The 25854-nt window shown below is 66.3% G+C and carries 21 protein-coding genes; 15 read left to right on the top strand and 6 right to left on the bottom strand.

From position 1 onward, the window contains the following. Window positions 1-30: 30 nt before the first annotated feature. The 5 genes from G335_RS0111295 to G335_RS0111275 all read right to left on the bottom strand — a co-directional run bounded on the left by G335_RS0111295 (window position 31) and on the right by G335_RS0111275 (window position 6705). Window positions 31-708, bottom strand: coding sequence for a CsiV family protein (locus G335_RS0111295; protein ID WP_018169746.1), 678 nt, complete (start codon window positions 706-708; stop codon window positions 31-33). Further along, the gene (gene mfd / locus G335_RS0111290) at window positions 709-4179 is read right to left on the bottom strand and encodes a transcription-repair coupling factor (protein WP_018145722.1); all 3471 of its coding nucleotides are present in this window, start codon (window positions 4177-4179) and stop codon (window positions 709-711) included. It lies immediately after the preceding gene. Between the two features lie 204 nt (window positions 4180-4383). Then, the gene (locus G335_RS0111285; RefSeq protein ID WP_018176821.1) at window positions 4384-5280 is read right to left on the bottom strand and encodes a carbon-nitrogen hydrolase; all 897 of its coding nucleotides are present in this window, start codon (window positions 5278-5280) and stop codon (window positions 4384-4386) included. Window positions 5281-5302: 22 nt separating this feature from the next. Beyond that, a complete protein-coding gene (locus G335_RS0111280) occupies window positions 5303-6376 on the bottom strand; it encodes an agmatine/peptidylarginine deiminase (RefSeq protein ID WP_018176820.1) in 1074 nt (357 codons plus the stop codon). Further along, a complete protein-coding gene (locus G335_RS0111275) occupies window positions 6373-6705 on the bottom strand; it encodes a hypothetical protein (RefSeq protein WP_018176819.1) in 333 nt (110 codons plus the stop codon). Before G335_RS0111275 ends, G335_RS0111280 begins: the two co-directional genes overlap by 4 nt. A 144-nt stretch (window positions 6706-6849) precedes the next feature. Between G335_RS0111275 and G335_RS0111270 the strand changes: the two genes are divergently transcribed. Together G335_RS0111270 and G335_RS0111265 are read left to right on the top strand one after the other, a co-directional pair. After that, a complete protein-coding gene (locus G335_RS0111270; protein ID WP_018145718.1) occupies window positions 6850-8100 on the top strand; it encodes a lipoprotein-releasing ABC transporter permease subunit in 1251 nt (416 codons plus the stop codon). Beyond that, window positions 8093-8815, top strand: coding sequence for an ABC transporter ATP-binding protein (locus G335_RS0111265; RefSeq protein WP_018176818.1), 723 nt, complete (start codon window positions 8093-8095; stop codon window positions 8813-8815). The genes G335_RS0111270 and G335_RS0111265 overlap by 8 nt, the downstream gene beginning before the upstream one ends. A 61-nt stretch (window positions 8816-8876) precedes the next feature. Here G335_RS0111265 and G335_RS0111260 read toward each other — a convergent pair whose 3' ends face one another. Further along, window positions 8877-9473, bottom strand: a complete 597-nt coding sequence (locus tag G335_RS0111260; protein ID WP_018176817.1) for a DUF2062 domain-containing protein — start codon at window positions 9471-9473, stop codon at window positions 8877-8879. Between the two features lie 215 nt (window positions 9474-9688). Between G335_RS0111260 and G335_RS0111255 the strand changes: the two genes are divergently transcribed. The 13 genes from G335_RS0111255 to G335_RS0111195 all read left to right on the top strand — a co-directional run bounded on the left by G335_RS0111255 (window position 9689) and on the right by G335_RS0111195 (window position 25804). Beyond that, the gene (locus G335_RS0111255; RefSeq protein WP_018176816.1) at window positions 9689-11992 is read left to right on the top strand and encodes a DNA internalization-related competence protein ComEC/Rec2; all 2304 of its coding nucleotides are present in this window, start codon (window positions 9689-9691) and stop codon (window positions 11990-11992) included. A gap of 9 nt (window positions 11993-12001) precedes the next feature. Continuing rightward, window positions 12002-13078 carry an S-methyl-5-thioribose-1-phosphate isomerase gene (mtnA, locus tag G335_RS0111250; RefSeq protein WP_018176815.1) on the top strand — a complete coding sequence of 359 codons (1077 nt, stop codon included), beginning with the start codon at window positions 12002-12004 and terminating at the stop codon, window positions 13076-13078. A 142-nt stretch (window positions 13079-13220) separates the two neighbouring features. Next, window positions 13221-15854 (top strand): DNA gyrase subunit A, encoded by a 2634-nt coding sequence (gene gyrA, locus G335_RS0111245; protein ID WP_018176814.1) that lies wholly within the window; start codon window positions 13221-13223, stop codon window positions 15852-15854. Beyond that, window positions 15851-16930, top strand: coding sequence for a 3-phosphoserine/phosphohydroxythreonine transaminase (gene serC / locus G335_RS0111240; protein WP_018169753.1), 1080 nt, complete (start codon window positions 15851-15853; stop codon window positions 16928-16930). Before gyrA ends, serC begins: the two co-directional genes overlap by 4 nt. A 50-nt stretch (window positions 16931-16980) precedes the next feature. After that, complete coding sequence (locus G335_RS0111235; protein ID WP_018145711.1) at window positions 16981-18144, top strand: 3-phosphoglycerate dehydrogenase family protein; 1164 nt, start codon at window positions 16981-16983, stop codon at window positions 18142-18144. A gap of 3 nt (window positions 18145-18147) precedes the next feature. Next, entirely contained in the window at window positions 18148-19263 is a 1116-nt protein-coding gene (gene pheA / locus G335_RS0111230; RefSeq protein WP_018176813.1) for a prephenate dehydratase, read from the top strand. 17 nt (window positions 19264-19280) lie between these two features. Continuing rightward, window positions 19281-20438, top strand: coding sequence for a histidinol-phosphate transaminase (gene hisC / locus G335_RS0111225; RefSeq protein WP_026304830.1), 1158 nt, complete (start codon window positions 19281-19283; stop codon window positions 20436-20438). Beyond that, a complete protein-coding gene (locus tag G335_RS0111220) occupies window positions 20435-21316 on the top strand; it encodes a prephenate dehydrogenase/arogenate dehydrogenase family protein (RefSeq protein WP_018176811.1) in 882 nt (293 codons plus the stop codon). The genes hisC and G335_RS0111220 overlap by 4 nt, the downstream gene beginning before the upstream one ends. A gap of 6 nt (window positions 21317-21322) precedes the next feature. After that, entirely contained in the window at window positions 21323-22627 is a 1305-nt protein-coding gene (gene aroA, locus G335_RS0111215; RefSeq protein ID WP_018176810.1) for a 3-phosphoshikimate 1-carboxyvinyltransferase, read from the top strand. Next, on the top strand, window positions 22624-23331 hold the full coding sequence (gene cmk, locus G335_RS0111210; protein ID WP_018176809.1) for a (d)CMP kinase: 708 nt from the start codon (window positions 22624-22626) through the stop codon (window positions 23329-23331). Before aroA ends, cmk begins: the two co-directional genes overlap by 4 nt. An 85-nt stretch (window positions 23332-23416) precedes the next feature. Continuing rightward, window positions 23417-25087, top strand: a complete 1671-nt coding sequence (gene rpsA / locus G335_RS0111205; RefSeq protein WP_018650149.1) for a 30S ribosomal protein S1 — start codon at window positions 23417-23419, stop codon at window positions 25085-25087. 93 nt (window positions 25088-25180) lie between these two features. After that, a complete protein-coding gene (locus tag G335_RS0111200) occupies window positions 25181-25477 on the top strand; it encodes an integration host factor subunit beta (protein ID WP_018145704.1) in 297 nt (98 codons plus the stop codon). A gap of 9 nt (window positions 25478-25486) precedes the next feature. Then, window positions 25487-25804 (top strand): lipopolysaccharide assembly protein LapA domain-containing protein, encoded by a 318-nt coding sequence (locus tag G335_RS0111195; protein WP_018176808.1) that lies wholly within the window; start codon window positions 25487-25489, stop codon window positions 25802-25804. Window positions 25805-25854 lie beyond the last annotated feature (50 nt).

The following is a 25854-nucleotide window of genomic DNA, read 5'->3' as shown; positions in this document are numbered from 1 at the left end:
GGCGCGCTGCCCGGCCTCCCAGTCTGCGGGTCAGCTGCGATCGATGCGGGTGACGCGGGCGATCATGCCGATCACCGGATGGTCCAGGTAGAACAGTTCGTCGCCGGAGTTCATGCGCTGGCTGCCGCGTACCGTTATCGCGCGCGGCGGCTGGTCCCCCTGCGGATCCTCGACGTGGTAGATCAGGTCGGTCTCCAGGTGCAGGAATCGCCCCACCCAGATACGCAGTCGGCCCTCCAGCTCGAAGCGTTCGTCCTGTTCCTCCATCAGCGGACGCGGCATCCGGTCGGCCTCGTCGCGCAGAAGATCACGCGTACCGATTCGCCGTCCCTGCTGCACGCGCAGCCAGGGGGCGGAGGCGTGGTCGCGTCCAGTCTGATCCCAGGCCAGGCTCGCCAGGATGCGCCCGGCGCCGGAGTCCTCCACCCGGCGTACCACGCGCTGCAGTTCAAAGCCCCTGCGTGAGTCGCGATAGATCCGCCCGCCCAGTTCGGATTCGCCGAGCATGGCCTCGCGCGGCGCGGCGAGCTCCATCTGCAGCCGACGGCTCTCGTCCGTGCGATGCTCGAAGATCACCAGTTCGATGCGATACTGGCGTCCGGCCTGTGCCAGGGCCGGTCCCGTGGCGCCAGCCAGGGGCAGGGCGGCCAGCCCGCCCAGCAGGCGGCGTCGAAGGGGGTTGTGGGGTTCGGATGGGTCGTTGCGCATTCAGGCGGCCTGTTGTTCGGGGCTGATGGTGTTCAAGAGGCGCAGGACGGCCTGCGCCCGAGCCTCCAGTGTCTCCATCGGCGCAAAGAAGCGGAAGGCCTTCTGGCCATCCAGTTTGTACATTTGCGGATCGGATTGCACCAGCTGGATCAGGGCCGCGATGTCCAGATTGGGACTCGGGCCAAAAACCAGGCGTCCGCCAGCAGGGCCCAGTTCCAGCTTGCGTATCCCGAGCGGGGTCAGCTTCAGCCGCAGACGGGCGGCCTCGAACAGGGCCTTGGCCGGGTCCGGAAGCAGGCCGAAACGGTCCACCAGTTCGACTTCAAGCTCGCGAAGGGCATCGGAGGTCGGTGCGCTGCTGATGCGCTTGTAGAGGATCAGCCGGGTGTGCACGTCGGGTACGTAGTCGCCCGGGAGCAGGGCGGGAAGGCCCAGTTCCACCTCGGTCCCGGTAGCCGCGGGCCCTTCGAGTTCCGGCATATTGCCGGAGCGCAGGGCATTCACGGCGCGGTTGAGCAGGTCGTTGTACATCGAGAATCCGACCTCGTGGATCTGCCCGCTCTGCTCGTCGCCGAGCAGCTCGCCGGCACCCCGAATCTCCAGGTCGTGGCTGGCCAGGGTGAAGCCCACGCCCAGGTCCTCCAGCGATGCGATGGCCTCCAGCCGTTTCTTGGCATCGGCGGACATGGCCTTCTCAGGCGGGGTGATCAGGTAGGCGTAGGCGCGGTGGTGTGAACGCCCGACGCGGCCACGCAACTGGTGCATCTGTGCCAGGCCCAGCTTGTCCGCACGGTTCATTATGATGGTGTTCGCGGTGGGGACGTCGATGCCGGTCTCGATGATGGTGGTGCACACCAGGATGTTGTAGCGCCGGTGATAGAAGTCGAGCATCACCTGTTCCAGTTCGCGTTCGCGCATCTGCCCGTGGGCAATGCCGACCCGTGCACCGGGCAACAGCTCCTGCAGGCCCTGGGCAGTGCGTTCGATGGTGTTGACCTCGTTGTGCACGAAGTACACCTGGCCCCCGCGCCGGATCTCGCGCAGGCAGGCCTCCTGGATGATGGCGTCGTTCCATTCGTTGACGAAGGTCTTGATCGCCAGGCGGTCGCGCGGTGGTGTGGTGATCACCGACAGATCGCGCAGGCCGGCCAGGGCCATGTTCAGGGTGCGCGGGATCGGCGTGGCGGTCAGCGTGAGCATGTCGACCTCGGCGCGCATTTTCTTCAGCGCCTCCTTGTGGCGCACGCCAAAGCGCTGTTCCTCGTCGACGATCACCAGGCCGAGGTTGGAGAAGTCCAGGTTGGCCTGCAGCAGCTTGTGGGTGCCGATCACGATGTCGACCTTGCCGTCTTTCAGGCCCTCCAGTACCGCGGCCTGCTGCTTGGCGCTGCGAAAGCGTGAAAGCGACTCGATGTGGACTGGCCAGTCGGCGAAGCGGTCGGTGAAGTTCTGGTGGTGCTGCTGGGCGAGCAGGGTGGTCGGGACCAGGACCACGACCTGCTTGTTGTTCTGCACCGCGACGAAAGCGGCGCGCATCGCGACCTCGGTCTTGCCGAAGCCCACGTCGCCACAGATCACGCGATCCATGGGGCGGGTGTCGGCCATGTCCGCGAGCACGGCGTCGATGGCCTGTTGCTGATCCAGGGTCTCCTCGAACGGGAACCCGGCGGCGAAGGCGTGATACTCGGCGGTGTCGGTAGCGAAGACCGTGCCCTGTTTCGCCGCGCGCCGGGCATGAATATCGAGCAGTTCGACGGCCACGTCCCGCGCCTTTTCCGCCGCCTTCTTGCGCGCCTTGCCCCATTGCTCGCTGCCGAGCCGGTGCAGGGGGGCGTGCTCGGCATCCGCGCCGGTATACCGGCTGATGAGGTGCAGAGAGGACACGGGGACATAGAGCTTGGCCTCGTCGGCGTACTCGAGCGTCAGGAACTCCGAAGGCTGGCCGTTGAAGTCCAGGGTCTGCAGCCCGAGATAACGGCCGACGCCCTGTTCCTCGTGGACCACCGGTGCACCGATGGTCAGGTCGCTGAGGTTCTGGATGACCGCGTCTGCGTCCCGCGTGGTGCGGTTGCGTCCGCGGGTCTGGCGCGCGCGTTCTCCGAGCAGGGCGGCCTCGGGGGCGACGGCCACACCCTCGGGCAGCACAAAGCCCTCGCCGAGCGCGGCCACGGTGACGTACAGGCCGGGTTCGGCGGTGAGGAAGGCGTCCCAGTCGTCCACGGCATGATGGGGTACGGCCTGGTCCCGCAACAGCGTCAGCAGGGCCTCGCGGCGACCGGCGGATTCCGCGGTCAGGAGCACGCGCTGTTGCCCCTCGACAAAGACCTTCAGGGGCTGGGCTGGATCGTCGCGGCCCTGCTGCATGCCGAGTTCCGGCAGCGCGTCGCAGGCAAATGCGATATCCGCGCCGCGTCCCGCGGGGAGCGGGGCGGCCGGGTCGCCCAAGGCAATGCCGGAGTGCTCGCGCAGCGCGCCGGCCAGGCCGTCGACGTCCAGGTAGAGCCGTTCGGGCGGCAGCAGCGGTCGATCATACTGATGGCTGAGCTGTTCGAAGCGGTCATGGATCTCCTGGGCGAACTCCTCGGCCGCCCCGGCGATGTTGCCGACCTGCACCATCTGGACCTCGGGGCAGTAGTCGAACACCGTGTCCATGCCCTCGAAGAACAGCGGCAGGTACGCCTCGATACCCGGCGGGACCAGGCCCTCGCTGATGTCGCGGTAGATCGGGTGCTTGGCGGGATCGCCTGAGAAATGCGCCCGGTAGCGGGTGCGGAATTCGCTGATGGAGGTGTCGTTCAGCGGGAATTCGTGGCTGGGCAGGATCTCCAGTCGCTCGACCTTTTCGGTGGAGCGCTGCGACTCGGGGTCGAAGCGGCGCAGGGAGTCGATCTCGTCATCCAGAAACTCGATGCGCACGGGTTCGTCCGCGCCCATCGGAAACAGGTCGAGGATCTCCCCGCGGGCGGCGAATTCGCCATGGCTGATGACCTGCTGAACGGCGCTGTACCCGGCCTCGGTGAGGTTCTCGCGCAGGGTCATGCGGTCCAGGCGCTGGCCGGTTTGCAGCGAAAGGCCCTGGGTGGTCAGCCAGTCGCGCGGCGGCAGGCGCTGCATCAGGGTCGAGACCGGCATCAACACGATCCCGCGTTCCAGCCCCGGCAGGTGGTACAGCGTGCGCAGGCGTTCGGAGATGATGTCCTCGTGCGGGGAGAAGACATCGAACGGCAGGGTCTCCCAGTCCGGCAGGCGCAGCAGCGGCAGGTCGTGGTCGCCGGCGAAGAACTCCCACTCTTCCTGCCAGCGGTCGGCCGCCTCGTTGGATTCCGTGATCACCAGAAGTGGCCGGGCGAACTCGCCGGCGTTCCGCGAAAGTGCGAGCGTCGCCGCTGAGGCATTGAGCCCCGACCACACCTCGAAGCCGGAGCCGGGGAGGCGGCCGGGATGGAGCGGGTTGCGGCGTTGTTCGGACATGGGCCTGTTGTTCGGTCGGGAGGGGCGGAAAGGGCCGCGATTATACGGATTCCGCCTGACGGGTGCGCGTGAGCCAGAAGACGCCCTGACGAATCGGTTTGTGCTGTGTGAGGCTGAAGGGCGTTTTTGCGGCGGAGGGCGTGGAGATCACGGAGAAGGCCGGGGATTACCTGGGGCGGATCGCGCTAGTGGGTGTTGATCACCTCAGGTGGGATCGATGTAGCGTTGCAGGATCGGGCCGTAGGCATCGATGCGGCGATCGCGGAGAAAAGGCCACTGGCGGCGTACGGCCTCGGTCCGGCCGCGATCCAGCTCGACGGTGAGGATCTCCGGCTGCGCTTCGCCGGCGCGGGCCAGGATCTCGCCCTGGGGCCCCGCGACGAAGCTTGTGCCCCAGAAGTTCGCCCCGGGCGCGTGTCCGGAGGGGTCCGGTTCGTGCCCCGTGCGGTTGCAGGCGATCACCGGCAGGTTGTTGGCAACGGCGTGGCCGCGCTGGACGGTCATCCATGCGTCCTGCTGCCGGGCCTGTTCCTCGGGCGTGTCCTGCGGGTCCCAGCCAATGGCGGTGGGATAGATCAGTAGCTCGGCGCCGGACAACGCCATGATGCGGGCGGCCTCCGGGTACCACTGGTCCCAGCAGACCAGGACCCCGAGGCGACCGACCGAAGTGTCGATGGGGACGAAGCCGGTGTCCCCCGGGGTGAAATAGTACTTCTCGTAATAGCCGGGATCGTCCGGGATGTGCATCTTGCGGTAGGCGCCAACCGGGCGGCCGTCGGTTTCGAAGACCACTGCGGTGTTGTGATAGAGGCCCGGGGCGCGACGCTCGAACAGGGAGCCGACCAGGACCACGCCGTTGTCCCGTGCCATTGCGCCCAGGCGCTCGCAGCTCGGGCCCGGGATCGCCTCGGCAAGGTCGAAGGTGGCGAGGTCCTCGGTCTGGCAGAAGTAGGGGCCGGTGTGCAACTCGGCCAATACGACCAGGCGGGCACCGTTCGCGGCGGCCTCGGTGACCGCGGCCGCGGTGGCGTCGAGATTGGCGTCGACGCTCCCGGCATCGCGGTGCTGGATCAGGGCGACGGATAATGGGTCGTTGGGCATGGCGGGTGCTCGGTGCAGAAGGTTATTCCTGCGGGATGCCGAGGGCGGCCGCAGGGTATTGCATGGTCAGGCAGTGCAGGCTGCCCCCCTGGCGAATGATCGCCCGGCAGTCGATCTCCACGATCTCGCGTCCCGGAAAGGCCCCGGCGAGCCGGTCTCGGGCGACGGCATCGGCGGGATCATCGTAGACCGGAAGGAGCACCGCACCGTTCAGAATCAGGAAGTTCGCATAGGTGGCGGCCAGCCGTCGGCCGTCCTCGACGATGGGGGCCGGCCAAGGGAGCGGGATCAGGCGGTAGGGCTCTCCGGAGGTCTGGCGCAGGGCCCGGAGTTCCTGTTCCATCGCCTGCAGTTCGGGGTGATGGGGGTCCTGCGGATCGTCGCACTGGACGTAGGCGATCGTATCGCGGGCGCAGAAGCGGGCCAGCGTGTCGATATGGGCATCCGTGTCGTCGCCCTCCAGCTGCCCGTGTTCCAGCCAGAGGATCCGTTCGGCACCCAGCCATTCGCCGAGGCGCTGTTCCAGCCCGGTGCGATCCAGATCGGGGTTGCGGGTGCTGGAGAGCAGGCAGCGCGTTGTAGTGAGCAGTGTGCCGGCGCCGTCGGATTCGATCGACCCGCCTTCGAGGATCAGCCCGGTGGGTTCCGGTACACAGCTGCCGAATACGCCCTGGCTGGCCAGGGCCCGAGTGATCGCATCGTCCAGATCGGCGGGGTATTTGCCGCCCCAGCCGTTGAAGGTAAAGTCCAGCAGGCGTGGCTGATTGCCGTCGAATACCGTGATGGCGCCATGGTCGCGCGCCCAGGTGTCGTTACTCGAGGCCAGGGCAAACCACAGCCGGTCGGGCCGGATGGCGGTCTCGGTCAGGAAGCCGGAGATCTCCTCGATGTGCTCGGGATCGCGCGCGACGATGATGACCGGCTCGTACTGGCTGATGCTCGCGGCAATGGTGGCAAATACCGGGTGCACCTGATCCAGGACGGGTGCCCAGTCCGTGGCGTCATGCGGCCAGGTCAGCTGGATCGCACCCTGGGGCTCCCACTCGGCGGGGAGGCGGCGTTTGGGCGGCACCGGGGTGGCGTCCCCGGTACTCATGGACGGTCGGAGCGGGATCCGTTGCGCACTGCGCTGTGCAGGACGTACTCGCCCTCGAAGAACACTGAGAAGTCGGCATAGTCCCAGCGTGTGATCGGCGGATCGCCCACGGTGGCGTGGCGTTGTTCCGGCTCGCCGTGCTGGCGGATGACCGCTGACTGGCTTTGACCACGGGTTGGGGCCCCTTCACGTTCCTTTACGGTGAACCCCCCTTCGGGGCTGCGCAGGATGTCGGCCGAGGCGGTGGCCAAGGCCCCGGCGAAAAGCGCCAGTACAAGGGCGCTGGCCGCGGCGCGCACGGTGCTGCCCCGGCGTGCGCCGGACTTCAAGGTGGGGTTCGCTGCGTTGCATTTCCCTGGCATGACCAACTCTCCGTTTGCTGGATGGCTCCATGGTAGCGTCAACCGCGACGCCATGCCTCCCCCGAGGCTTCCCCTATAGGCGCGACCCGGTATCTCTGGCATGCTTTCGCGATGTTTCGCCCCCTGACCCTTGCCATCGGCCTGCGCTATACGCGTGCCAAGCGGCGTAACCACTTCATCTCGTTCATCTCGGTGGTGTCGATCATCGGGCTGGTGCTCGGCGTGATGGCGCTGATCACCGTGTTGTCGGTGATGAACGGGTTCGAGCGCGAATTGCGCGAGCGCATCCTGGGGATGGCCTCGCATGCGACCATCGGTGAGGCCAACGGAGGGCTGCGTGACTGGGAGCGCCTGCAGCGCGAGGCGCCGGAGATCGATGACCGGGTGGTGGCCGCGGCCCCTTATGTTCAGGGCGAGGCGATGCTGAGTGCGCGCGGGAACATCTCCGGGGCGTTGATCCGCGGTGTGGAGCCGGAGGCGGAAGAACGGGTTGCGCGCATCGGTGAGCACATGATCCGCGGCGAGCTGGGGAGCCTGGAGGGCGGTCGCTATCGCGTCGTGCTCGGGCGCGAACTGGCGGCGGAACTGCGTGTGCAGGTCGGAGATTCGATCATCCTGATGGCTCCCCAGGCCTCGGTCTCGCCGGCCGGGGTGATGCCGCGCATGCGGCGCTTCGAGGTGTCCGGCCTGTTCGAGGTCGGCATGTATGAATACGACCGGGGGACTGCCTTCATCCATCTGGAGGATGCCCAGGCGGTGTTCCAGATGGGCGATCAGGTTACCGGGCTGCGGCTGCGGCTGACCGACATGATGCAGGCCGGGGTGATTGCACGCGACGTCGCGGCGCAGCTGGACGGGCTTTTCCGGGTGTCCGACTGGACCCGTCAGCACGCGAATCTGTTCCGCGCCATCCAGATGGAGAAGATGGTGATGTTCATCATCCTCTCGCTGATTGTGGCGGTGGCCGCCTTCAATATCGTCTCGACCCTGATCATGCTGGTGACCGACAAGCAGGGGGATATCGCGATCCTGCGAACGCTCGGGTTGTCGCCCGCAGGCATCATGGTGATCTTCATGGTCCAGGGGGTCGTGATCGGGGCGATCGGCATCCTCCTGGGTACCGCGGCCGGGGTCGCGCTGGCGTCCAATATCGATGTCGTCGTGCCCTTTATCGAGCGGCTGGTGGGCGTCGAATTCCTGTCCGCCGAAGTCTATTACATCAGTGACTTGCCATCTGAACTTAAACTGTCGGATGTTCTCCGGGTCGGCATTCTGGGCTTCCTGCTGACGGTCGTGGCCACACTGTTCCCGGCCTGGCGCGCGGCCCGTACCCAGCCGGCGGAGGCGCTGCGCTATGACTGACCACGAGACCCCGGTCCTCGAGGCCTTGGGCGTGGAACGCCGTTTCCGCGACGGCAAGCTGGATGTGGCCGTGCTGACCGGGGTCGATTTCGCCCTGCAGCCGGGGGACCAGACCGCGATTATCGGCGCCTCGGGTAGTGGCAAGAGCACGCTGCTGCACCTGCTCGGTGGTCTGGACCGCCCGACGGCCGGCGAGGTGCGCTTGCTGGGCACGGACTGGACCCGCATGAGCGAGGCGCGGCGCGGGCATCTGCGCAACCAGCATCTGGGGTTCGTTTATCAGTTCCACCACCTGTTGCCGGAACTGACGGCCGCCGAGAATGTGGCCCTGCCACTGCTGATCCGGCGGATGTCCAACCGCAAGGCGCGGGAGGAGGCCCGCCACTGGCTGCAGCAGGTGGATCTGGGCCACCGCCTGGAGCACAAGCCTTCGGAGCTCTCCGGTGGCGAGCGTCAGCGGGTCGCGATCGCCCGTGCGTTGGTCACCCGACCCTCGGCCATCCTGGCGGATGAGCCGACCGGGAACCTGGACCAGGAGCGGGCAGCGCAGGTGTTCGAGCTGCTGCGCGCGATGAATCGCTCCACCGGCACCGCGCTGGCCCTGGTTACCCACGACATCACCCTGGCGCGCGAGCTGGACCGCTCGGTCCAGCTGGTCAAGGGACACCTCGAGCCGGAGGTCTTCGACGGCCAATTGGCGGCGGTCCACGAATAGGCCCCCGTGCAGCGCGCATCCGCGCGCCTGGCAGCATCGGACCCTGAACGGGCTCGGTTGATCAGTCCAACGGCGGTTGCTTCTTGTTCGATTTTTCCTCTTCGCTGCGTTCCGCGGCTTCGCGTTCCGCCAGTTCCTTGCGCAACCGCCGCAGATAACGGCGGCTGCGCACGCGCTGGACCACGTTCAGCCGCCACAGGAAGCGGACGAGCAAATAACCCGACAGGCTCGCGACCGAGCCCAGCAGGACGCTCCCCAGGAGCAGGGGCTGCCAGATGGTCAGTAACTCCGTGCTGAACCACTCCCAGCTCCAGTCCAGGCGGATATCGCGACGGGGTTCGTCCAGAAGCTTGCGCCCGATCGTGTAGGCCGTATACAACATGGGCGGCATGGTGATCGGGTTGGAGATCCAGACCAGGATCACCGAAATCGGCAGATTGACGCGGACGATAATGGCCACGGCCGCCGCGATCAGCATCTGCATGGGCAGTGGCAGGAAGGTCACGAAGAGCCCCACGGCAAACGCACCAGCCACGGAGCGGCGGTTCAGATGCCACAGATCCGGCGACCCCAGACGCGGCCCCAGCGGGGCGAGCGCCTTGTGCCCACGCATGCGCTCCATGCCTGGAAACATCTTCTTGATGATGTGTCTTGCCATGTTCCGGGTTGCCGATGGTGCGCCTGGCGCGGGCTCGCGACCGCGCATGTGGGTTCCATTCTCGCTGATTTGGGCCGGCGAATGCCCGTGTCGCCCGGCACGTGGGTCTTGGGCCACGCGGTTGGCCGGGCGTTCAGGGCCTCAACGTGACCGCTTTCACCCTCGGACTTCTGGTCACGGCGTGGTGGCTACACCGGGTACCGGAGCCGCTTCCGATGGCCCCGGGTCTGGTGCTCGCGCTGCTCGTGGTCACCGCAGGCGCTAGCGCCGGCCTGCGACGATACGGCTACCGGGCCACTGTGCCATGGGCGATGGCGCTGGGTGTGGTGGTCGCCTGGGGGAGCGTCTCCATGACCGCGAACCTCTGGCTCGAGGAGGCCTTGGCGCCTTCGCTTGCGGGAGAAGAGGTCACCGTTCTTGCCACGGTCACCAGTTTGCCGGAACACGCCGGGCATCGCAGCCGGTTCCGGGTCACGGTGGAGGCGGTCATCGCGGGGCCGGAAGAATTCGCTGCCCGTGAACTCCTGGTGACGGCGTATCCGGCGCGGCCTGAGGTCGAGGCAGGCACACGCGGCCAGATGATCCTGCGCCTGCGCCCGGCCGAAGGGCCCGCGAATCCTGGCGGATTCGATCGCGCGGGGTGGTTTTACCGCGAGGGCCTGCATGGCTCCGCGACGTTGCTTGATCTGGAGTCGATCGGGAACGGAGTGTCGGCCGCACCGGCACGGCCCTGGCGGGCCGACTTGCACCGCGTCCGCGGCTGGCTGCGCGGGCGGCTGGAAGTCGCGGCTCCGGAGTTGCGCCATCCGGGGCTGGTGCAGGCCCTGGTCATTGGCGACCGTCAGGGGATGACCGCGCCGGAATGGCAGGCCTTTCTGCGCACCGGAACCAACCACCTGATGGCGATCTCCGGCTTGCATGTAGGGCTGGTTGCCGGTTTTGTCGGGTTGCTGTCGGGGTTGGTCTGGAGCGGTTTGTTGCCGCTGCAACGGGGTCTGCGGAAGGCGGCCTTCATGGCGCTGGCCGGTCTGGCGGGGGCTGCGGTGTATGCCGCGTTGGCCGGCTTCAGCATCCCGACCCAACGGGCGTTGATCATGCTCGCGGCCTTCATGGCGGCCCTGTTGTGGCGCCGCGAGGCGTTCGCCTGGCGAGGTCTGATGCTGGCCGCGATCGCGGTCGTGCTGTGGCAGCCGACGAGTGTACTGGCCCCCGGTTTCTGGTTTTCGTTTGGCGCGGTCGCGGTCATTCTTCTGTTGTTGCAGGGGCGCTCGGGGCGTCCGGGCTGGCGCGAGGCGGGGAGTATCCAGGTGATGCTGGCACTGGCGATGCTCCCGCTCAGTCTCGCCTGGTTCCAGTTGGGTTCGTGGGTCGCGCCGGTGGCCAACCTGGTGGCAGTGCCCGTGATCAGCCTGCTGGTGCTGCCGGTGTTGCTGGTCGGGGCAGGGCTGGCCGCCTTGTGGGACCCCTTGGGGCAGCCGTTCCTGCACGCGGGCGACGGCGTACTGGCTCTGCTCGTCGGGTTGCTGGATCTCCTGTCCGGATTGCCCGTGCTGGTGGACGAGCGGCGGGTCCCGCTGGCTGCGAGCCTGCTGGGCGGGCTCGCGGTGCTCGTGGCCTTGCAGCCGCGGCTGCGTCTGGGTGCCCTGTGGGTCGTGCTCGCAGGCATGCCGCTGGCCTTGCCCATGCGACCGGATATCGAGCCGGGTGCCGTGCACGTGCTCCTGATGGATGTCGGGAACGGGCAGTCGGCCTTGCTGCAGACGCGTAACCACAACCTGTTGTTCGATGCGGGTCCCGGGCGTGCGGGTGGCTACAGCGCGGGTGAGCAGATTGTGGTCCCGACCCTTCGGGCCGAGGGGGTGCGCCGGCTGGATCGCATGATCCTCAGCCACGAACACGCCGCGCACGCCGGAGGCAGCGCCGGGGTCGGGGATTCCATACCCGTGGTCGAGACCCTGCGACGGGTGCCGGCAGAGGCCGATGAGCGGGCGTGCGAGGTCGGAGAGCGCTGGGAATGGGACGCGGTGCGATTCGAAGTGCTGCACCCGCCGCCCGGATGGGATGGCAGCGCCTCGGCCTCCTGCGTGCTGGCGGTGGAGACGGCCGGTGGCGTCCGTCTGCTGCTGACGGGCGGGCTCGGAGGACTGGGCGAGGCAGTGCTGATGCGTGATGTGCCGGACGGGCGTGCCAGTGATCTTCTGGTGCTGCCGCGCGGGGCTGGCACGGGCAGCTTGAGCCGGGGCTGGCTGGTGGATGCGCCGCCGCGCATCGCCTGGGCGAGTACCGATGGGCGCGGGCGCGGTCTGGAGGCCACTGTCCGCGAACGTCTGAAGGCGGCCTGTGTGCCACTGCAGGAGACCGGGCTGCATGGCGCCTTGCGCCTGGAAGCGAACTCGGAGCTGGAGGTGGGGCCCGGTCATCGGGCCCGCCACCGGAGGCTCTGGCAGCCTGCGCCCTTGCCACCCTTGCGCGGGCAGGAGGGTTGCACCCCCACGCCGACGGACGAGACACGCTGGTAGAATGACTGGATGAATCGCGAACATTCCGACACCATCCGTCCCATCCGCTTCCGCGAGGGCGCGCTCCAGTTGCTGGACCAGCGCCGCCTCCCGCAGGAGAGCGTCTGGCAAACCTATCAGGACGCGCCCGCCGTCGCCGTGGCGATCCGCGACATGGTCGTGCGCGGGGCGCCGGCGATCGGCATCACGGCGGCATTCGGTGTGGTGCTGGCTTGCCAGCGCGTGGCAGGTCAGCACGACTGGCGTGCGTGTGTAGCCGCCGATATCGAGACCCTGCGCGGTTCGCGCCCGACAGCGGTGAATCTGTTCTGGGCGCTGGATCGCATGCAGGCGGTCGTGGCCGCCAGCCAGTCAGTAGATGCGGCCGTGAGCGAGACCCGGGCGGTAGCCGAGCGGATGCTGGAGGCGGACATTGCCGGCAATCGGCAATTGGGCGCCCTGGGTGCGCAATTGATCGAGCCGGGTCGCGGCGTGCTGACCCACTGCAATACGGGTTCGCTGGCAACCGGGGGCTATGGCACCGCGCTCGGTGTGATCCGGGCCGCCTGGGATGCCGGGCGTATCAAGGAGGTGTTTGCCGACGAGACCCGCCCCTGGCTGCAAGGCAGCCGACTGACCGCCTGGGAACTGGTGCACGACGGCATTCCGGTGCAGGTGCTGTGCGAGGGTGCGGCGGCCAGCCTGTTGCGCTCCGGCCGGGTGGGCTGGGTGATCGTCGGGGCGGACCGAATTGCCGCCAACGGCGATACCGCCAACAAGATCGGCACCTATGGCCTGGCGTTGCTGGCGCGGGCCCACGGGGTGCGTTTCATGGTTGCGGCGCCCGTGGCGACCATCGACTTCGAGATGGCAGACGGATCGGGCATCCCCATCGAGCAGCGCGGCGAGGACGAGGTGCTGGCGCTGGCCGGCCAGCGCGTGGCCGCCGACGGTGCGCGGGGATACAACCCGGCCTTCGACGTGACCCCGGCGGACCTGATCGATGCCATCGTCACCGAACGTGGTGTGGTCGAGACCCCGACGCGGGAGCGCCTGGCCACACTGCGCGAGCCCGCTGCCGCGGAATCCACCACGACCGGGGCCTGACACCCGGGAAAATGGGGCCGGCACCGGCCGCCCTCGGGCCTGAGAGCCTCGGAGAACCGTTTTGAGGGGAGAAAAGGGCGCCCCCAGTGGTTACCCCTGTGGTATCATCGCGAGCTTGTTCAGACGGACGGCGTAACCCTCGATGGCTGAATTTGCCAAGGAAGTTTTTCCGGTCAATCTCGAAGACGAGATGCAGCAGTCTTACCTCGATTATGCGATGAGCGTAATCGTGGGCCGGGCCCTCCCCGATGTCCGTGACGGCCTCAAGCCGGTCCATCGCCGCGTGCTCTACGCGATGCGCGAGCTGGGCAACGACTACAACAAGCCGTACAAGAAGTCGGCGCGTGTGGTCGGTGACGTGATCGGTAAATACCACCCGCATGGCGACTCCGCTGTCTACGACGCCATCGTGCGCATGGCGCAGCCGTTCTCGATGCGCTACATGCTCGCAGACGGGCAGGGTAACTTCGGTTCCATCGACGGCGACTCGCCGGCGGCCATGCGCTACACCGAGGTGCGCATGGCGCGCATCGCGGCCGAGCTGCTGGCCGATATCGAAAAGGAAACGGTCGACTTTACCGACAACTACGACGGCTCCGAGAGCGAGCCGGCCGTGTTGCCGAGCAAGTTTCCCAACCTGCTGGTCAATGGTTCCGCCGGGATCGCGGTGGGGATGGCGACCAATATCCCGCCGCACAACCTGCGCGAGGTCGTCAACGCCTGCGTGGCGCTGATCGATGACCCCGACATCTCCATTGATGGCCTGATGGAACACGTGCCGGCGCCGGATTTCCCCACCGCCGGCATCATCAACGGCATCGATGGCGTGCGCGAGGCCTATCGGACCGGTCGCGGCCGGGTCCTGATCCGGGCGCGCTCGCACGTGGAGCCGCTGGAAGGCGGCCAGCGCGAGGCGATTGTCGTCACCGAGCTGCCCTACCAGGTGAACAAGGCGCGTCTGACCGAGAAGATCGCCGAGCTGGTGAAGGAAAAGCGCATGGAGGGCATCTCCGAGCTGCGCGACGAGTCGGACAAGGACGGCATGCGCCTGGTCATCGAGCTCAAGCGCGGCGAGATGGCCGAGGTGGTCCTGAACCACCTCTACATGCACACCCAGATGCAGAATGTCTTCGGCATCAATATGGTCGCGCTGGTAGATGGCCAGCCGAAGGTGCTGGATCTGCGCCAGGTGCTACGGGCCTTCCTGCGTCATCGCCGCGAGGTGGTGACCCGGCGCACGATCTTTGATCTGCGCAAGGCGCGCGAGCGCGCCCACATCCTGGAAGGCCTGGCGATTGCGCTGGCCAATATCGATCCGGTGATCGAACTGATCCGTGCCGCGCCGAACCCGGCCGAGGCCAAGGCCGGGCTGCTGGCGCGCGCCTGGCCGCTGGGCGTGGTCAGCGACATGCTCGATCGCGCCGGGGCCAGTGCCTCGCGTCCCGAGGACATGGCGCCGGAATATGGCGTGAGCGAGGATGGTTATCGGCTGTCGGAGGCCCAGGCCCAGGCGATCCTGGATCTGCGTCTGCACCGCCTCACCGGGCTGGAACAGGACAAGATCCTCGACGAATATCGCGACCTTCTGGAGCTGATCGAAGACCTCCTGGATATCCTCGGCTCGGGCGACCGCCTGCAACAGGAAATCCGCAACGAACTGCTGGGGGTGGCCGAGCAGTTCGGCGACGAACGCCGTAGCGAGATCCGCGAGCGCCAGGCCAACCTGACGCTGGAGGATCTGATTGGCGAGGAAGACGTGGTCGTCACGCTTTCGCACGCCGGCTACGTGAAGTACCAGCCCGTGGCCGACTACCGTGCCCAGCGCCGGGGCGGTCGCGGCAAGGCGGCGACCAGCTTCAAGGAAGAGGATTTCATCGACCGGCTGGTGGTGGCCAATACGCACGACACGATCCTGTGCTTCTCCAGCCGCGGCCGGGTGTACTGGCTGAAGGTCTACGAGTTGCCGCAGGGGTCGCGGGCCGCGCGCGGCAAGCCGATCGTCAATCTGCTTCCGCTGGAAGCGGATGAACGCATCAGCACGATCCTTCCAGTGCGCGAGTACGACCCGGATCACTATGTATTCATGGTGACCGCGCAGGGAACGGTGAAGAAGACCCCGCTGACGGATTTCTCGCGTCGTCGTACCTCCGGCATCATCGCGGTGGATCTGCGCGAGGGGGATCATCTGGTCGATGTCTCCCTGACCGACGGCACCCTCGACGTGATGCTGGTGACCACGGCCGGCAAGGCCGTGCGTTTCCACGAGAGCGACGTGCGCGCCATGGGGCGGACGGCCTGCGGCGTGCGCGGCGTGCGCATGGAGGATGACCAGCGGGTGATCGCGCTGCTGAATGTCGACGAGGGATCGGCGCTGCTGGCGACCGAACACGGTTACGGCAAGCGCACCCGTTTCGACGAATTCCCGGTGCATCGCCGTGGTGGCCAGGGCGTGATCGCGATCCAGACCGAGGGCCGCAATGGCCTGCTGGTCGGGGCAGCACGGGTGCTGGACGACGACGAGGTCATGCTGATCACCAATGGCGGGACGCTGGTGCGGACACCGATCGACCAGATTCCATTGATCGGTCGCAACACGCAGGGCGTGCGTCTGATCCGTCTCGATGAAGACGAAAACCTGGTCGAGCTCGCCCGGGTCGCCCAGTTGCAAGGCGAGGACGGCGTCGAAGACGATGAAGAGCCCGGTCAATCGGAAATCGGGACGGACCCGGACCCGGAGACGGGTCCCGAATCCAGTGACGATGGAGAACAGGCATGACGCGAGTGATGAACTTCAGCGCGGGGCCGGCGGCCCTGCCTCAGGCGGTGCTCGAACGGGCGCGTGACGAGCTGCTGGACTTCCGCGGGTCCGGGATGTCCGTGATGGAGATGAGCCACCGCGGCAAGCCCTTCATGGCCGTGGCCGAGAAGGCCGAGCAGGACCTGCGCAGGCTGATGGACATCCCCGACAACTACTCGGTGTTGTTCCTGCAGGGCGGGGCGACCGGGCAGTTTGCCGCCATCCCGATGAACCTGGCGAATGGCCGGGGTATGGACTACATCGATACCGGGGCCTGGTCCGGCAAGGCCATCAAGGAGGCTCAGAAATACGGGCCGGTGAATATCGTGGCCAGCTCGCAAGCGAGCGGGTACGACTCGATCCCGGATCGCGCCTCGTGGAAACTGGACCCGAACGCCGCCTACGTGCACTACACCCCGAACGAGACCATCGGCGGGGTCGAGTTTCCGGAAATTCCGGATGTGGGCGACGTACCGCTGGTGGCGGACATGTCCTCCACCATCCTGTCGCGTCCGATCGACGTCTCGAAGTTCGGCGTGATCTATGCCGGGGCGCAGAAGAACATCGGTCCGGCCGGCCTGACCGTGGTGATCGTGCGCAATGACCTGCTGGAGCGCGACAAGGGCAACGTGCCGGCGGTGCTGGACTGGGCGCTGCAGGCCAAGAACGATTCGATGTACAACACCCCGCCGACCTTTGGCTGGTACCTGGCCGGGCTGGTGTTCGAATGGTTGCTGGAGCAGGGCGGCCTGGAGAGCATGGGCAAGACCAACCAGCGCAAGGCCGCCAAGCTGTACCAGTACATCGACAACTCCGCCTTCTATCGCAACCCGGTCGAGCCCACGGCCCGGTCGTGGATGAATGTGCCGTTTATCCTGGCGGACGATTCCCTCGACGGGACGTTCCTCAACGAGGCGGATGCGGCCGGCCTGTCCTCGTTGAAGGGACATCGCTCGGTGGGCGGGATGCGTGCAAGTATCTATAACGCCGTGCCGGAAAGCTCCGTGGATGCCCTGATCGATTTCATGGCGGACTTCGAGAACCGCCACGCCTGATCCTGTTGAATCGTGGTCGCCGGGCGTAACTACCGGGCCAGGAGGTCGTGATGTACCGAATTCAGACCTACAACAACATCGCCGTGCGTGGGCTGGACCGCTTCCCGCGCGACCACTATGAGGTCGCGTCGGACATCAACCAGCCAGACGCCTTGATGCTGCGGTCGTTCGACCTGCATTCGGTGGAGATCCCGGATTCCGTCCTGGCCGTCGGGCGCGCCGGCAGCGGGGTGAACAACATCCCGGTGGAGGCGCTGTCCGAGCGCGGGGTGGCGGTGTTCAATGCCCCGGGCGCCAATGCCAACGCCGTGAAGGAATTGGTGATTGCCGGTCTGCTGTTGGCCGCGCGCAATCTGTTGCCGGCGGCAGGCTACGTGCAGGGGCTGGACCCCACCAAGGAGGACTTCATGTCCTCGGTGGAGCACGGCAAGAAGAAGTTCACCGGCTTCGAACTGCCCGGCCGGCGCCTGGCCGTGCTCGGCCTGGGTGCGATCGGTGTGGGTGTGGCCAATGCCGCGCGGGCGCTCGGCATGGAGGTGGTGGGCTTCGACCCCAAGGTGACGGTCGAGAACGCATGGCGTCTGGACTCCGGCATCGAGCGCGCGCGCTCGGTGGAAGCCGCGATGGAGGGGGCCGATGCGGTCACCGTGCATGTGCCACTGACCGAGAACACCGCCAATCTGGTCAACGCGAAGAACCTGAGCGGGATGAATCCCGGGGCGATGGTGCTGAACCTGGCGCGCGAGGGCATCGTGGACGACGCCGCTGTGCGCGAGGGACTGGACGCCGAACGCCTGCACGCCTACATCACCGATTTCCCGGTGCAGGGCATGATGGGGCACCCGCGGGTAATCACCCTGCCGCATCTGGGGGCCTCGACGACCGAATCCGAGGAGAATTGCGCAGTGATGATCGCGGATCAGCTGCGTGACTACCTGGAAAACGGCAACGTGGTCAATTCAGTGAATCTGCCGACCCTGGTGCTGGATCGCAAGGGGGATACCCGGATCGCCGTCGTCAACCGCAACCTGCCGGACCGGGTCGGGCGCATCTCGCATACCCTGGGTGAGTCCAACATCAACATCCTGCACTTGATGAACGACTCCCGCGGCGACATTGCGTACACCCTGCTGGATGTGGATGGCCAGCCGGACCAGGCGACCCTGGATGCACTGCATGAGATCGACGGCGTGCTGCGGGCGCGGGTGCTGTAGATCGTGGCCGGGGACCCGCATTCGTCGCAGCCCGCCGACGGCCAGGAAGATCTGGCTGCCCTGCGGGCGCGCATCGACGCGCTGGATGCCGAGCTGCTCGAGCGGCTGAGCGAGCGTGCCCGCTGTGCCGAGGCCGTGGCCCGGGTGAAGCGCAGCCAGGAGAGCAATCCGGTGTTCTATCGTCCGGAGCGCGAAGCCGAGATCCTGCGCCGGGTGCGTGAGCAGAACCCCGGCCCGCTATCCGGCGAAGCGATTACCCGGCTGTTCCGCGAAATCATGTCCGAATGCCTGGCGCTGGAGCATCCGCTCCATGTGGCCTATCTGGGACCGGTGGGCACCTTTACGCATCTGGCGGCGCGCAAGCATTTCGGCCATGCGGTCGAGACCCAGCCGCTGGCCTCTATCGATGCCGTGTTCGACGCCGTAGAGACCGGTCGCGCGCAGTTCGGCGTGGTGCCCATCGAGAACAGCTCCGAGGGGGTGGTAACCCACACGGTCGACTGTTTCATGGATTCTTCGCTGCAGATCTGCGGTGAGGTCGTGACTCCGATTCATCACCATCTGCTGACGCACGCCGAGGATCTCGGTCAGGTCCGGCGCGTGCTGGCCCACGCCCAGGCGCTGGCGCAATGCCGCCAGTGGCTGGACGCGGAGCTGCCGAACGCCGAGCGCGAGGCGGTCTCCAGCAACGCCCGCGCAGCCGAGATTGCGGCGCAGGACCCGACCGTGGCGGCACTCGCCAGCCAGGCCGCGGCCGACCATTACCAGATCCCGGTGCGGGCGCCGCACGTGGAGGATCGCGCCGACAACACCACACGTTTCCTGATTATCGGTTCCGGCACCACGGAACCCAGTGGCGCGGATCGCACCTCGGTGATGCTGACGACCGCCAATCGCCCGGGATCGCTGTATTCGCTGCTCAAGCCGATTGCCGAGTCGGGTATCAGCCTGACCCGTATCGAATCGCGTCCGTCGCGCTGCACGCCGTGGAACTACGTGTTCTTTCTCGACCTGGTCGGCCACCAGCAGGATCCGCTGATCCGCGAATGTCTGGAGCAGCTGCGCGCAAGCGCCGATACCGTCAAGGTGCTGGGGAGCTATCCCCAGGCCGCCACCTGAATCCCCGAGGTTTCCGCATGGCATCCAATCCTTCCGTATCCGCTACGGCCGGCCCGGCGTTTGATCCGGTGACTCTGGCGGTTGCTGGCGTCCAGGGGCTTAGCCCCTACCAGCCGGGCAAGCCCGTGGCCACGCTGGAACGCGAACTGGGGATTACCCAGGCAGTCAAGCTGGCCTCCAACGAGAATCCGTTGGGCCCGTCGCCCCTTGCGGTGGAAGCCGGGCGCGCGGCGTTGGCCGATGCGCATGTCTATCCCGACGGCAATGGCTTCGAGCTGAAGGCACGTCTGGCCGAACGCCATGGCGTGACCCCGGAGCAGATCACCCTCGGCAATGGCTCCAACGAGGTGCTGGAGTTGGTTGCACGGACCTGGCTGGCGCCGGGGCGTGCTGCCGTGTTTTCTGCCCACGCGTTTGCGGTCTATCCGCTGGTGACCCAGGCGGTGGATGCTGTGGCACGAGTGGCCCCGGCGCTGCCCGCCGACCATCCGAAACAGCCCTTCGGGCACGATCTTGACGCGATGCAGGCGCGGGTGGATGGCGATGTGCGGGTCGTGTTCGTGGCCAACCCGAACAACCCGACCGGCACCTGGCTGGATGCGGCGGCACTCGAAGCCTTCGTGGCCGCGATGCCGGTGACGACCGTGGTTGTTATCGACGAGGCCTATTTCGAATATGTCGAGGAGGCCGAGTATCCGGACACCACGCAATGGCTGGATCGCTATCCGAACCTGATCGTCACCCGGACTTTCTCCAAGATCCAGGGCCTGGCCGGACTGCGCCTCGGCTATGCGGTTAGCTCGCCGGCCATCGCGGACCTGCTGAATCGAGTGCGCCAGCCGTTCAATGTGAATGCGATTGCCCAGGCGGCCGGCCTGGCCGCGCTGGACGACCACGAGCATGTGGAAAAGTCGGTGGCCATCAATCGGGAGGGGGTTCGCCAGGTGAGCGTCGCCCTGCGCGAGCTGGGCTTGCGTGTGATCCCGTCGGTGGGCAATTTCGTGACCTTCGATACCGGCCGTGACCCGGGCCCGGTATATGACGCCATGCTGCGCGACGGCGTGATTACGCGCCCGGTAGAGAATTACGGTCTCCCCGGGCATCTGCGCGTCACGATCTCGACCCGTGCGGACAATGACCGCTTTCTCGCGGCCCTGAAAAAGGCCCTGGCGTGATCGAACGGCTGGTCATCTTCGGCGTTGGGCTGATCGGCGGTTCGCTGGCCCTGGCCCTGCGCGAGGCGGGGGCCGTGCGCGAGATCGTGGGTTGTTCGCGCAATGCAGACAACCTGCGCGAGGCGCAGCGCCTGGGCGTGATCGATCGCTGGACCACCGATGTCGCCGAGGCCGCCGAGGGCGCGGACTTGGGCGTGCTCGCCGTCCCGTTGGGGGCGATGGAGCCACTGGCGCGCGACCTGGCTGCGGCGTGGCCCGAAGACAGCCCGCTGACCGATGTGGGCAGCAGCAAGCAGGCCGTAATCGATGCGGTGGGTACCGGCTTCGGCAAGGTCCCGCGCGCGTTTGTCCCCGGCCATCCGATTGCGGGGACCGAGAAGAGCGGGGTGGGGGCGGCCTTTGCCACCCTGTTCCGTGAGCGCCTGGTAATCCTGACACCGGTCGATGCCACGAATGCGCTGGCGACCGACCGAGTGGCCGCGATGTGGCAGGCCGCCGGGGCGCGGGTCGAGTACATGACTCCGGCGCACCACGACCGGGTGCTGGCCGCGACCAGTCATTTGCCCCATGTGCTGGCCTTCACACTGGTGTCGTCGCTTGCGAACATGAGCGAGCGCGACGAGATCTTTCATTACGCCGCCGGGGGCTTTCGCGATTTCACGCGCATCGCCTCCAGCGATCCGGTGGTCTGGCGGGATATCTGCCTCGCCAATCGCACCGCCATCCTCGAGGTGATCGGCCAGTACCAGGCCGATCTGGAGGGTTTGCGCAGCGCCATCGAGCACGGCGATGCCGCGACCATCGAACAGAGCTTTGAACACGCCAAGGAAACCCGCGATCGCCTTTGCGACCCCGCGGACGCACAACTGGATACCTGAAAATCGATGAATACCTTTACCGTACAGCCCGGAGGGCAGCTTTCGGGCCGCGCCCGCGTGCCGGGCGACAAGTCGATCTCCCACCGGGCGATCATGCTGGGTGCGCTGGCCGAGGGCGAGACGCGTGTGACCGGATTCCTCGAGGGGGCCGATTGTATTGCGACACTGGAGGCGTTTCGTGCGATGGGCGTGGCGATCGAGCGGACTGGGCCAGGCGATGTACGCATTCAGGGTGCCGGCGTGCACGGGCTCAAGGCCCCGGCGGCGGCGCTGGACATGGGCAACTCGGGGACGGCGATGCGGCTGCTGTGCGGCGTACTGGCCGGTCAGGCGTTCGACAGCGAGCTGATCGGTGATCGCTCCCTGAGCGGGCGGCCGATGCGCCGAGTCACCGACCCGCTCGCGCACATGGGTGCGCACATCGATACCAGCGCGACCGGAACGCCACCGTTGCGGGTACACGGCGGGGCCCCGTTGCGGGGTACGGACCATGTATTGAAAGTCGCCAGTGCCCAGGTGAAGTCGGCCCTGTTGTTGGCAGGTCTTTGGGCGGACGGCAGGACCTGCGTGACCGAGCCGGCGCCCACCCGCGATCACACCGAGCGGATGCTGGCCGGATTCGGCTACCACGTGGAGCGCGACGGCCCCCGTACCTGTGTCGAGGGCGGCGGGCGCCTGGTCGGAAGCCCGGTGGATGTGCCCGCGGACATCTCGTCGGCGGCGTTTTTTCTGGTCGGTGCCTCGATTGCCACCGGCTCGCGCATGCGCCTGGAACATGTGGGGATCAACCCGACGCGCACGGGCGTGATCGACATCCTGCGTCTGATGGGCGCCGAGATCCGCGTCCTCGATGAGCGCGAGGCCGGCGGCGAGCCCGTGGCCGATCTCGAGGTCGAGGCGGCCACTCTGAAGGGGATCCAGATCCCCGAGCACCTGGTGCCACTGGCAATCGATGAATTCCCGGCCATCTTCGTTGCCGCGGCCTGTGCCGAGGGCGAGACGGTCCTGACCGGCGCGGAGGAGCTGCGGGTCAAGGAAAGTGATCGTATCCAGGTGATGGCCGATGGTCTGGCCGCGCTGGGCGTGGACTGCGCAGTGCAGCCGGATGGCATTCGCATCCAGGGCGGTGACGGTTTCACTGGGGGCGAGGTCGACAGTCATGGCGATCACCGCATCGCCATGTCGTTCGCGATGGCCGGGCTGCGTGCCCGAGCGCCGATCCGCATCCGCGATTGCGCCAACGTGGGGACCTCTTTCCCCGGCTTCGTGGCGCTGGCGCGTGAGGCTGGACTGCAACTGGAGGCGGCATGAATACGGCCATTCCGGTACTGACCATTGATGGCCCCGGCGGTGCAGGGAAGGGCACGGTCTGCATGCGCGTGGCGGCGGCGATGGGCTGGCATCTTCTGGATAGCGGAGCCCTCTATCGCCTGTTGGGGCTGGCTGCCCGGCAGCACGGCGTGGAACTGACCGACGAGGAGGCGCTGGCCCGGCTGGCCGCGGGTCTGGATGTGGACTTCGAGGTCAATCGGGATGCCACGGCCGTGACCACGCTGCTGGAAGGTGCACCCGTGGACCAACTGCTGCGCACGGAGCAGACGGGCAGTGACGCCTCGCAGGTGGCTGCGATTCCGGCGGTGCGCGAGGCGCTGTTGGAGCGTCAGCGCGGTTTCGCGAAGGCCCCGGGGCTGGTCGCCGACGGGCGCGACATGGGCACGGTCGTGTTCCCCGAAGCGGACCTGAAGATCTTCCTGACGGCCTCGGCCGAGGAGCGGGCCAGGCGGCGATACATGCAGTTGAAGGAACAAGGACTTAGTGCTAATCTCTCCGCCCTTCAGGACGAGATGGAGGCCCGCGACCGGCGTGATCGCGAACGCAGCGTGGCCCCCCTCAAGCCCGCCGAAGATGCCTGGGAAGTGGATACCACGGACCTGGACATCGTCGGCGTGGTCGACATGATCCTGGAACGCCTCCGGGACGTACTCCCGGAACAAAGCCCCCGCCCCGCGGAATAAGCCGTCGGAAGCGGGATCATAAACGTCTAGAACTGGTTGCAGGAAGTATCTGCAAGCATTTGTTAAACCACAGGTTCACAAATCCATGAGTGAAAGTTTCGCGCAACTGCTCGAAGAGAGCATGGCCTACACCCAGATGCAGCCGGGTGCCATCCTCAGTGCCACCGTCATTGAGGTCACCCCGGAAGTCGTCGTGGTGAACGCCGGCCTGAAGTCCGAGGGGGTCATTCCCACCGAGCAGTTCATGAACGAAGAGGGTGAGCTCGAGGTCAAGGTCGGCGATGTCGTCGAAGTGGCCCTCGAAACCCCGGAAGACGGTTTCGGCGAGACGCGCATGTCGCGCGAGAAGGCCAAGCGAGCCAAGGCCTGGGACCGTCTCGAAGGTGCGATGGAAGAAGAGCAGTACGTCACCGGCAAGATCTCCGGCAAGGTCAAGGGTGGCTACACCGTCGAGCTGGGCGATATCCGGGCGTTCCTGCCGGGTTCACTCGTGGATGTCCGTCCGGTGCGCGATACCGCGTATCTGGAAGGCAAGGAGCTGGAATTCAAGCTCATCAAGCTGGATCGCCGTCGCAACAACGTGGTGGTGTCGCGTCGCGCCGTGGTCGAACAGGAATACAGCGCCGAGCGCGAAGAGCTGCTGAAGAACCTGCAGGAAGGCGCGCAGGTCAAGGGCATCGTCAAGAACCTGACCGACTATGGTGCGTTCCTGGATCTGGGCGGCATCGACGGCCTGCTGCACATCACCGATATGGCCTGGAAGCGCGTCAAGCATCCGTCCGACGTGGTCGAGATCGGCCAGGAAGTCGAGGTCAAGGTCCTGAAGTTCGACCGCGAGCGCATGCGTGTGTCGCTGGGCCTGAAGCAGCTGGGCGAGGATCCGTGGGAAAACATCACCCGTCGTTACCCGACCGGTACCCGGATCTTCGGCAAGGTCACCAACATCACCGATTACGGCTGCTTCGTGGAGATCGAAGACGGCGTGGAAGGCCTGGTGCACGTGTCCGAGATGGACTGGACCAACAAGAACGTCAACCCGGGCAAGATGGTTGCCATCGGTGACGAGGTCGAGGTAATGATCCTGGACCTGGACGAAGAGCGCCGCCGCATCTCCTTGGGCATGAAGCAGTGCCAGTCCAACCCGTGGGACGACTTCGCGGCCAACCACAACCGGGGCGAGAAGGTCAGTGGCCAGATCAAGTCGATCACCGATTTCGGTGTGTTTGTTGGCCTGGAAGGCGGCATCGACGGCCTGATCCACCTCTCCGACCTGTCCTGGCACGAGGCCGGCGAAGAGGCGATCCGCAACTTCAAGAAGGGTGACGAGGTCGAGGCCGTGGTTCTGTCCGTGGATCCCGAGCGCGAGCGCATCTCCCTGGGTCTGAAGCAGCTGGACCGCGATCCGTTCGCCAACTTCGTGGCCGAGCACAGCAAGGGCAGCATCGTGTCCGGTACCGTGAAGGAAGTGGACGCCAAGGCCGCGGTGATCGAACTGGCCGACGGCATCGACGGCATCCTGCGTGCCGCCGACATCTCCCAGGATCGTGTGGAGGATGCCAGCACCGTGCTGAAGGTCGGCGAAACCGTCGAAGCCCGATTCATGGGCGTTGACAAGAAGACCCGCGCCATCAGCCTGTCGATCAAGGCCAAGGATCGTGCCGAGGAAGCCGAGATGGTCTCCGATTACGGCAGCAATGCCGGTACCGGTACTACCCTGGGCGATCTGCTCAAGGAGCAGATGGACAAGAACGACTAAGTCCGTTCTGCAGCGGCCCACGGTGCCGGAAGGTGCCGTGGGCCATTTTGTTCCGGGAAACCGGGTTTCCTTCCTGTCTGTGACGAGTGCCAGATGACCAAATCGGAATTGATCGAGAACCTCGCCCGGAAATCGCCACATTTGCCTGCCAGGGATGTCGAGATGTCGGTCAAGGCATTACTCGAACGGATGAGTCATGCGCTGGCCAATGGGCAGCGGGTAGAGATTCGGGGCTTCGGCAGTTTTTCCCTCCATTTCCGGCCCCCAAGGCTGGGACGCAACCCCAAGACCGGTGAAGGTGTTGCCTTGCCCGGTAAGCATGTCCCCCATTTCAAGCCCGGCAAGGAATTGCGCGAACGGGTAAACGGCTCCATCGACGGGAACGACTAGGGACCGTCCGTGGACGACCGACGTCGACAGCAGATTCGCAATGCCGTGGCCTTTGCCGCGCTTATCGTGATTTCGTCCGCTGTTGGCATTCTTGTTGTATTGAACGAAGACCTGGTGACCCTTGCGTTACCCGGTGTGCAGATCGAGGCGCCGCTCGTGGTGTTCCTCGGGATTGCGGTCCTGTTCGGGGTCGTTTTGGCTTCGCTCGTACTCTGGCTGCGGCTGCGCCGGTTGCGTCAAAAGATTGCAGACCTGCGCGAACAGAACCATGCCCTCAAGGTCGAGGTCGAGCAGTTGCGTACCGCACCCATGCGGGATTTCTACTAGTCACGTGGCGCGCATGCGGCCACTGACGCCCCACACGTTTCTTTTCTCAT

Source organism: Thioalkalivibrio sp. AKL8 (assembly GCF_000380525.1).
Taxonomy (GTDB): Bacteria; Pseudomonadota; Gammaproteobacteria; order Ectothiorhodospirales; family Ectothiorhodospiraceae; genus Thioalkalivibrio; species Thioalkalivibrio versutus.
Note: the sequence above shows the minus strand (reverse complement) of the source record. Positions and strands in the feature narration are given on the sequence as shown.

What these genes read in the sequence shown, in the direction of transcription:
- G335_RS0111295 (WP_018169746.1), bottom strand. Translation starts at nt 708, where the DNA reads ATGCGCAACGACCCATCCGAACCCCACAACCCCCTTCGACGCCGCCTG.
- mfd (WP_018145722.1), bottom strand. Translation starts at nt 4,179, where the DNA reads ATGTCCGAACAACGCCGCAACCCGCTCCATCCCGGCCGCCTCCCCGGC.
- G335_RS0111285 (WP_018176821.1), bottom strand. Translation starts at nt 5,280, where the DNA reads ATGCCCAACGACCCATTATCCGTCGCCCTGATCCAGCACCGCGATGCC.
- G335_RS0111280 (WP_018176820.1), bottom strand. Translation starts at nt 6,376, where the DNA reads ATGAGTACCGGGGACGCCACCCCGGTGCCGCCCAAACGCCGCCTCCCC.
- G335_RS0111270 (WP_018145718.1), top strand. Translation starts at nt 6,850, where the DNA reads ATGTTTCGCCCCCTGACCCTTGCCATCGGCCTGCGCTATACGCGTGCC.
- G335_RS0111265 (WP_018176818.1), top strand. Translation starts at nt 8,093, where the DNA reads ATGACTGACCACGAGACCCCGGTCCTCGAGGCCTTGGGCGTGGAACGC.
- G335_RS0111260 (WP_018176817.1), bottom strand. Translation starts at nt 9,473, where the DNA reads ATGGCAAGACACATCATCAAGAAGATGTTTCCAGGCATGGAGCGCATG.
- G335_RS0111255 (WP_018176816.1), top strand. Translation starts at nt 9,689, where the DNA reads ATGGCCCCGGGTCTGGTGCTCGCGCTGCTCGTGGTCACCGCAGGCGCT.
- mtnA (WP_018176815.1), top strand. Translation starts at nt 12,002, where the DNA reads ATGAATCGCGAACATTCCGACACCATCCGTCCCATCCGCTTCCGCGAG.
- gyrA (WP_018176814.1), top strand. Translation starts at nt 13,221, where the DNA reads ATGGCTGAATTTGCCAAGGAAGTTTTTCCGGTCAATCTCGAAGACGAG.
- serC (WP_018169753.1), top strand. Translation starts at nt 15,851, where the DNA reads ATGACGCGAGTGATGAACTTCAGCGCGGGGCCGGCGGCCCTGCCTCAG.
- G335_RS0111235 (WP_018145711.1), top strand. Translation starts at nt 16,981, where the DNA reads ATGTACCGAATTCAGACCTACAACAACATCGCCGTGCGTGGGCTGGAC.
- hisC (WP_026304830.1), top strand. Translation starts at nt 19,281, where the DNA reads ATGGCATCCAATCCTTCCGTATCCGCTACGGCCGGCCCGGCGTTTGAT.
- aroA (WP_018176810.1), top strand. Translation starts at nt 21,323, where the DNA reads ATGAATACCTTTACCGTACAGCCCGGAGGGCAGCTTTCGGGCCGCGCC.
- cmk (WP_018176809.1), top strand. Translation starts at nt 22,624, where the DNA reads ATGAATACGGCCATTCCGGTACTGACCATTGATGGCCCCGGCGGTGCA.
- rpsA (WP_018650149.1), top strand. Translation starts at nt 23,417, where the DNA reads ATGAGTGAAAGTTTCGCGCAACTGCTCGAAGAGAGCATGGCCTACACC.
- G335_RS0111200 (WP_018145704.1), top strand. Translation starts at nt 25,181, where the DNA reads ATGACCAAATCGGAATTGATCGAGAACCTCGCCCGGAAATCGCCACAT.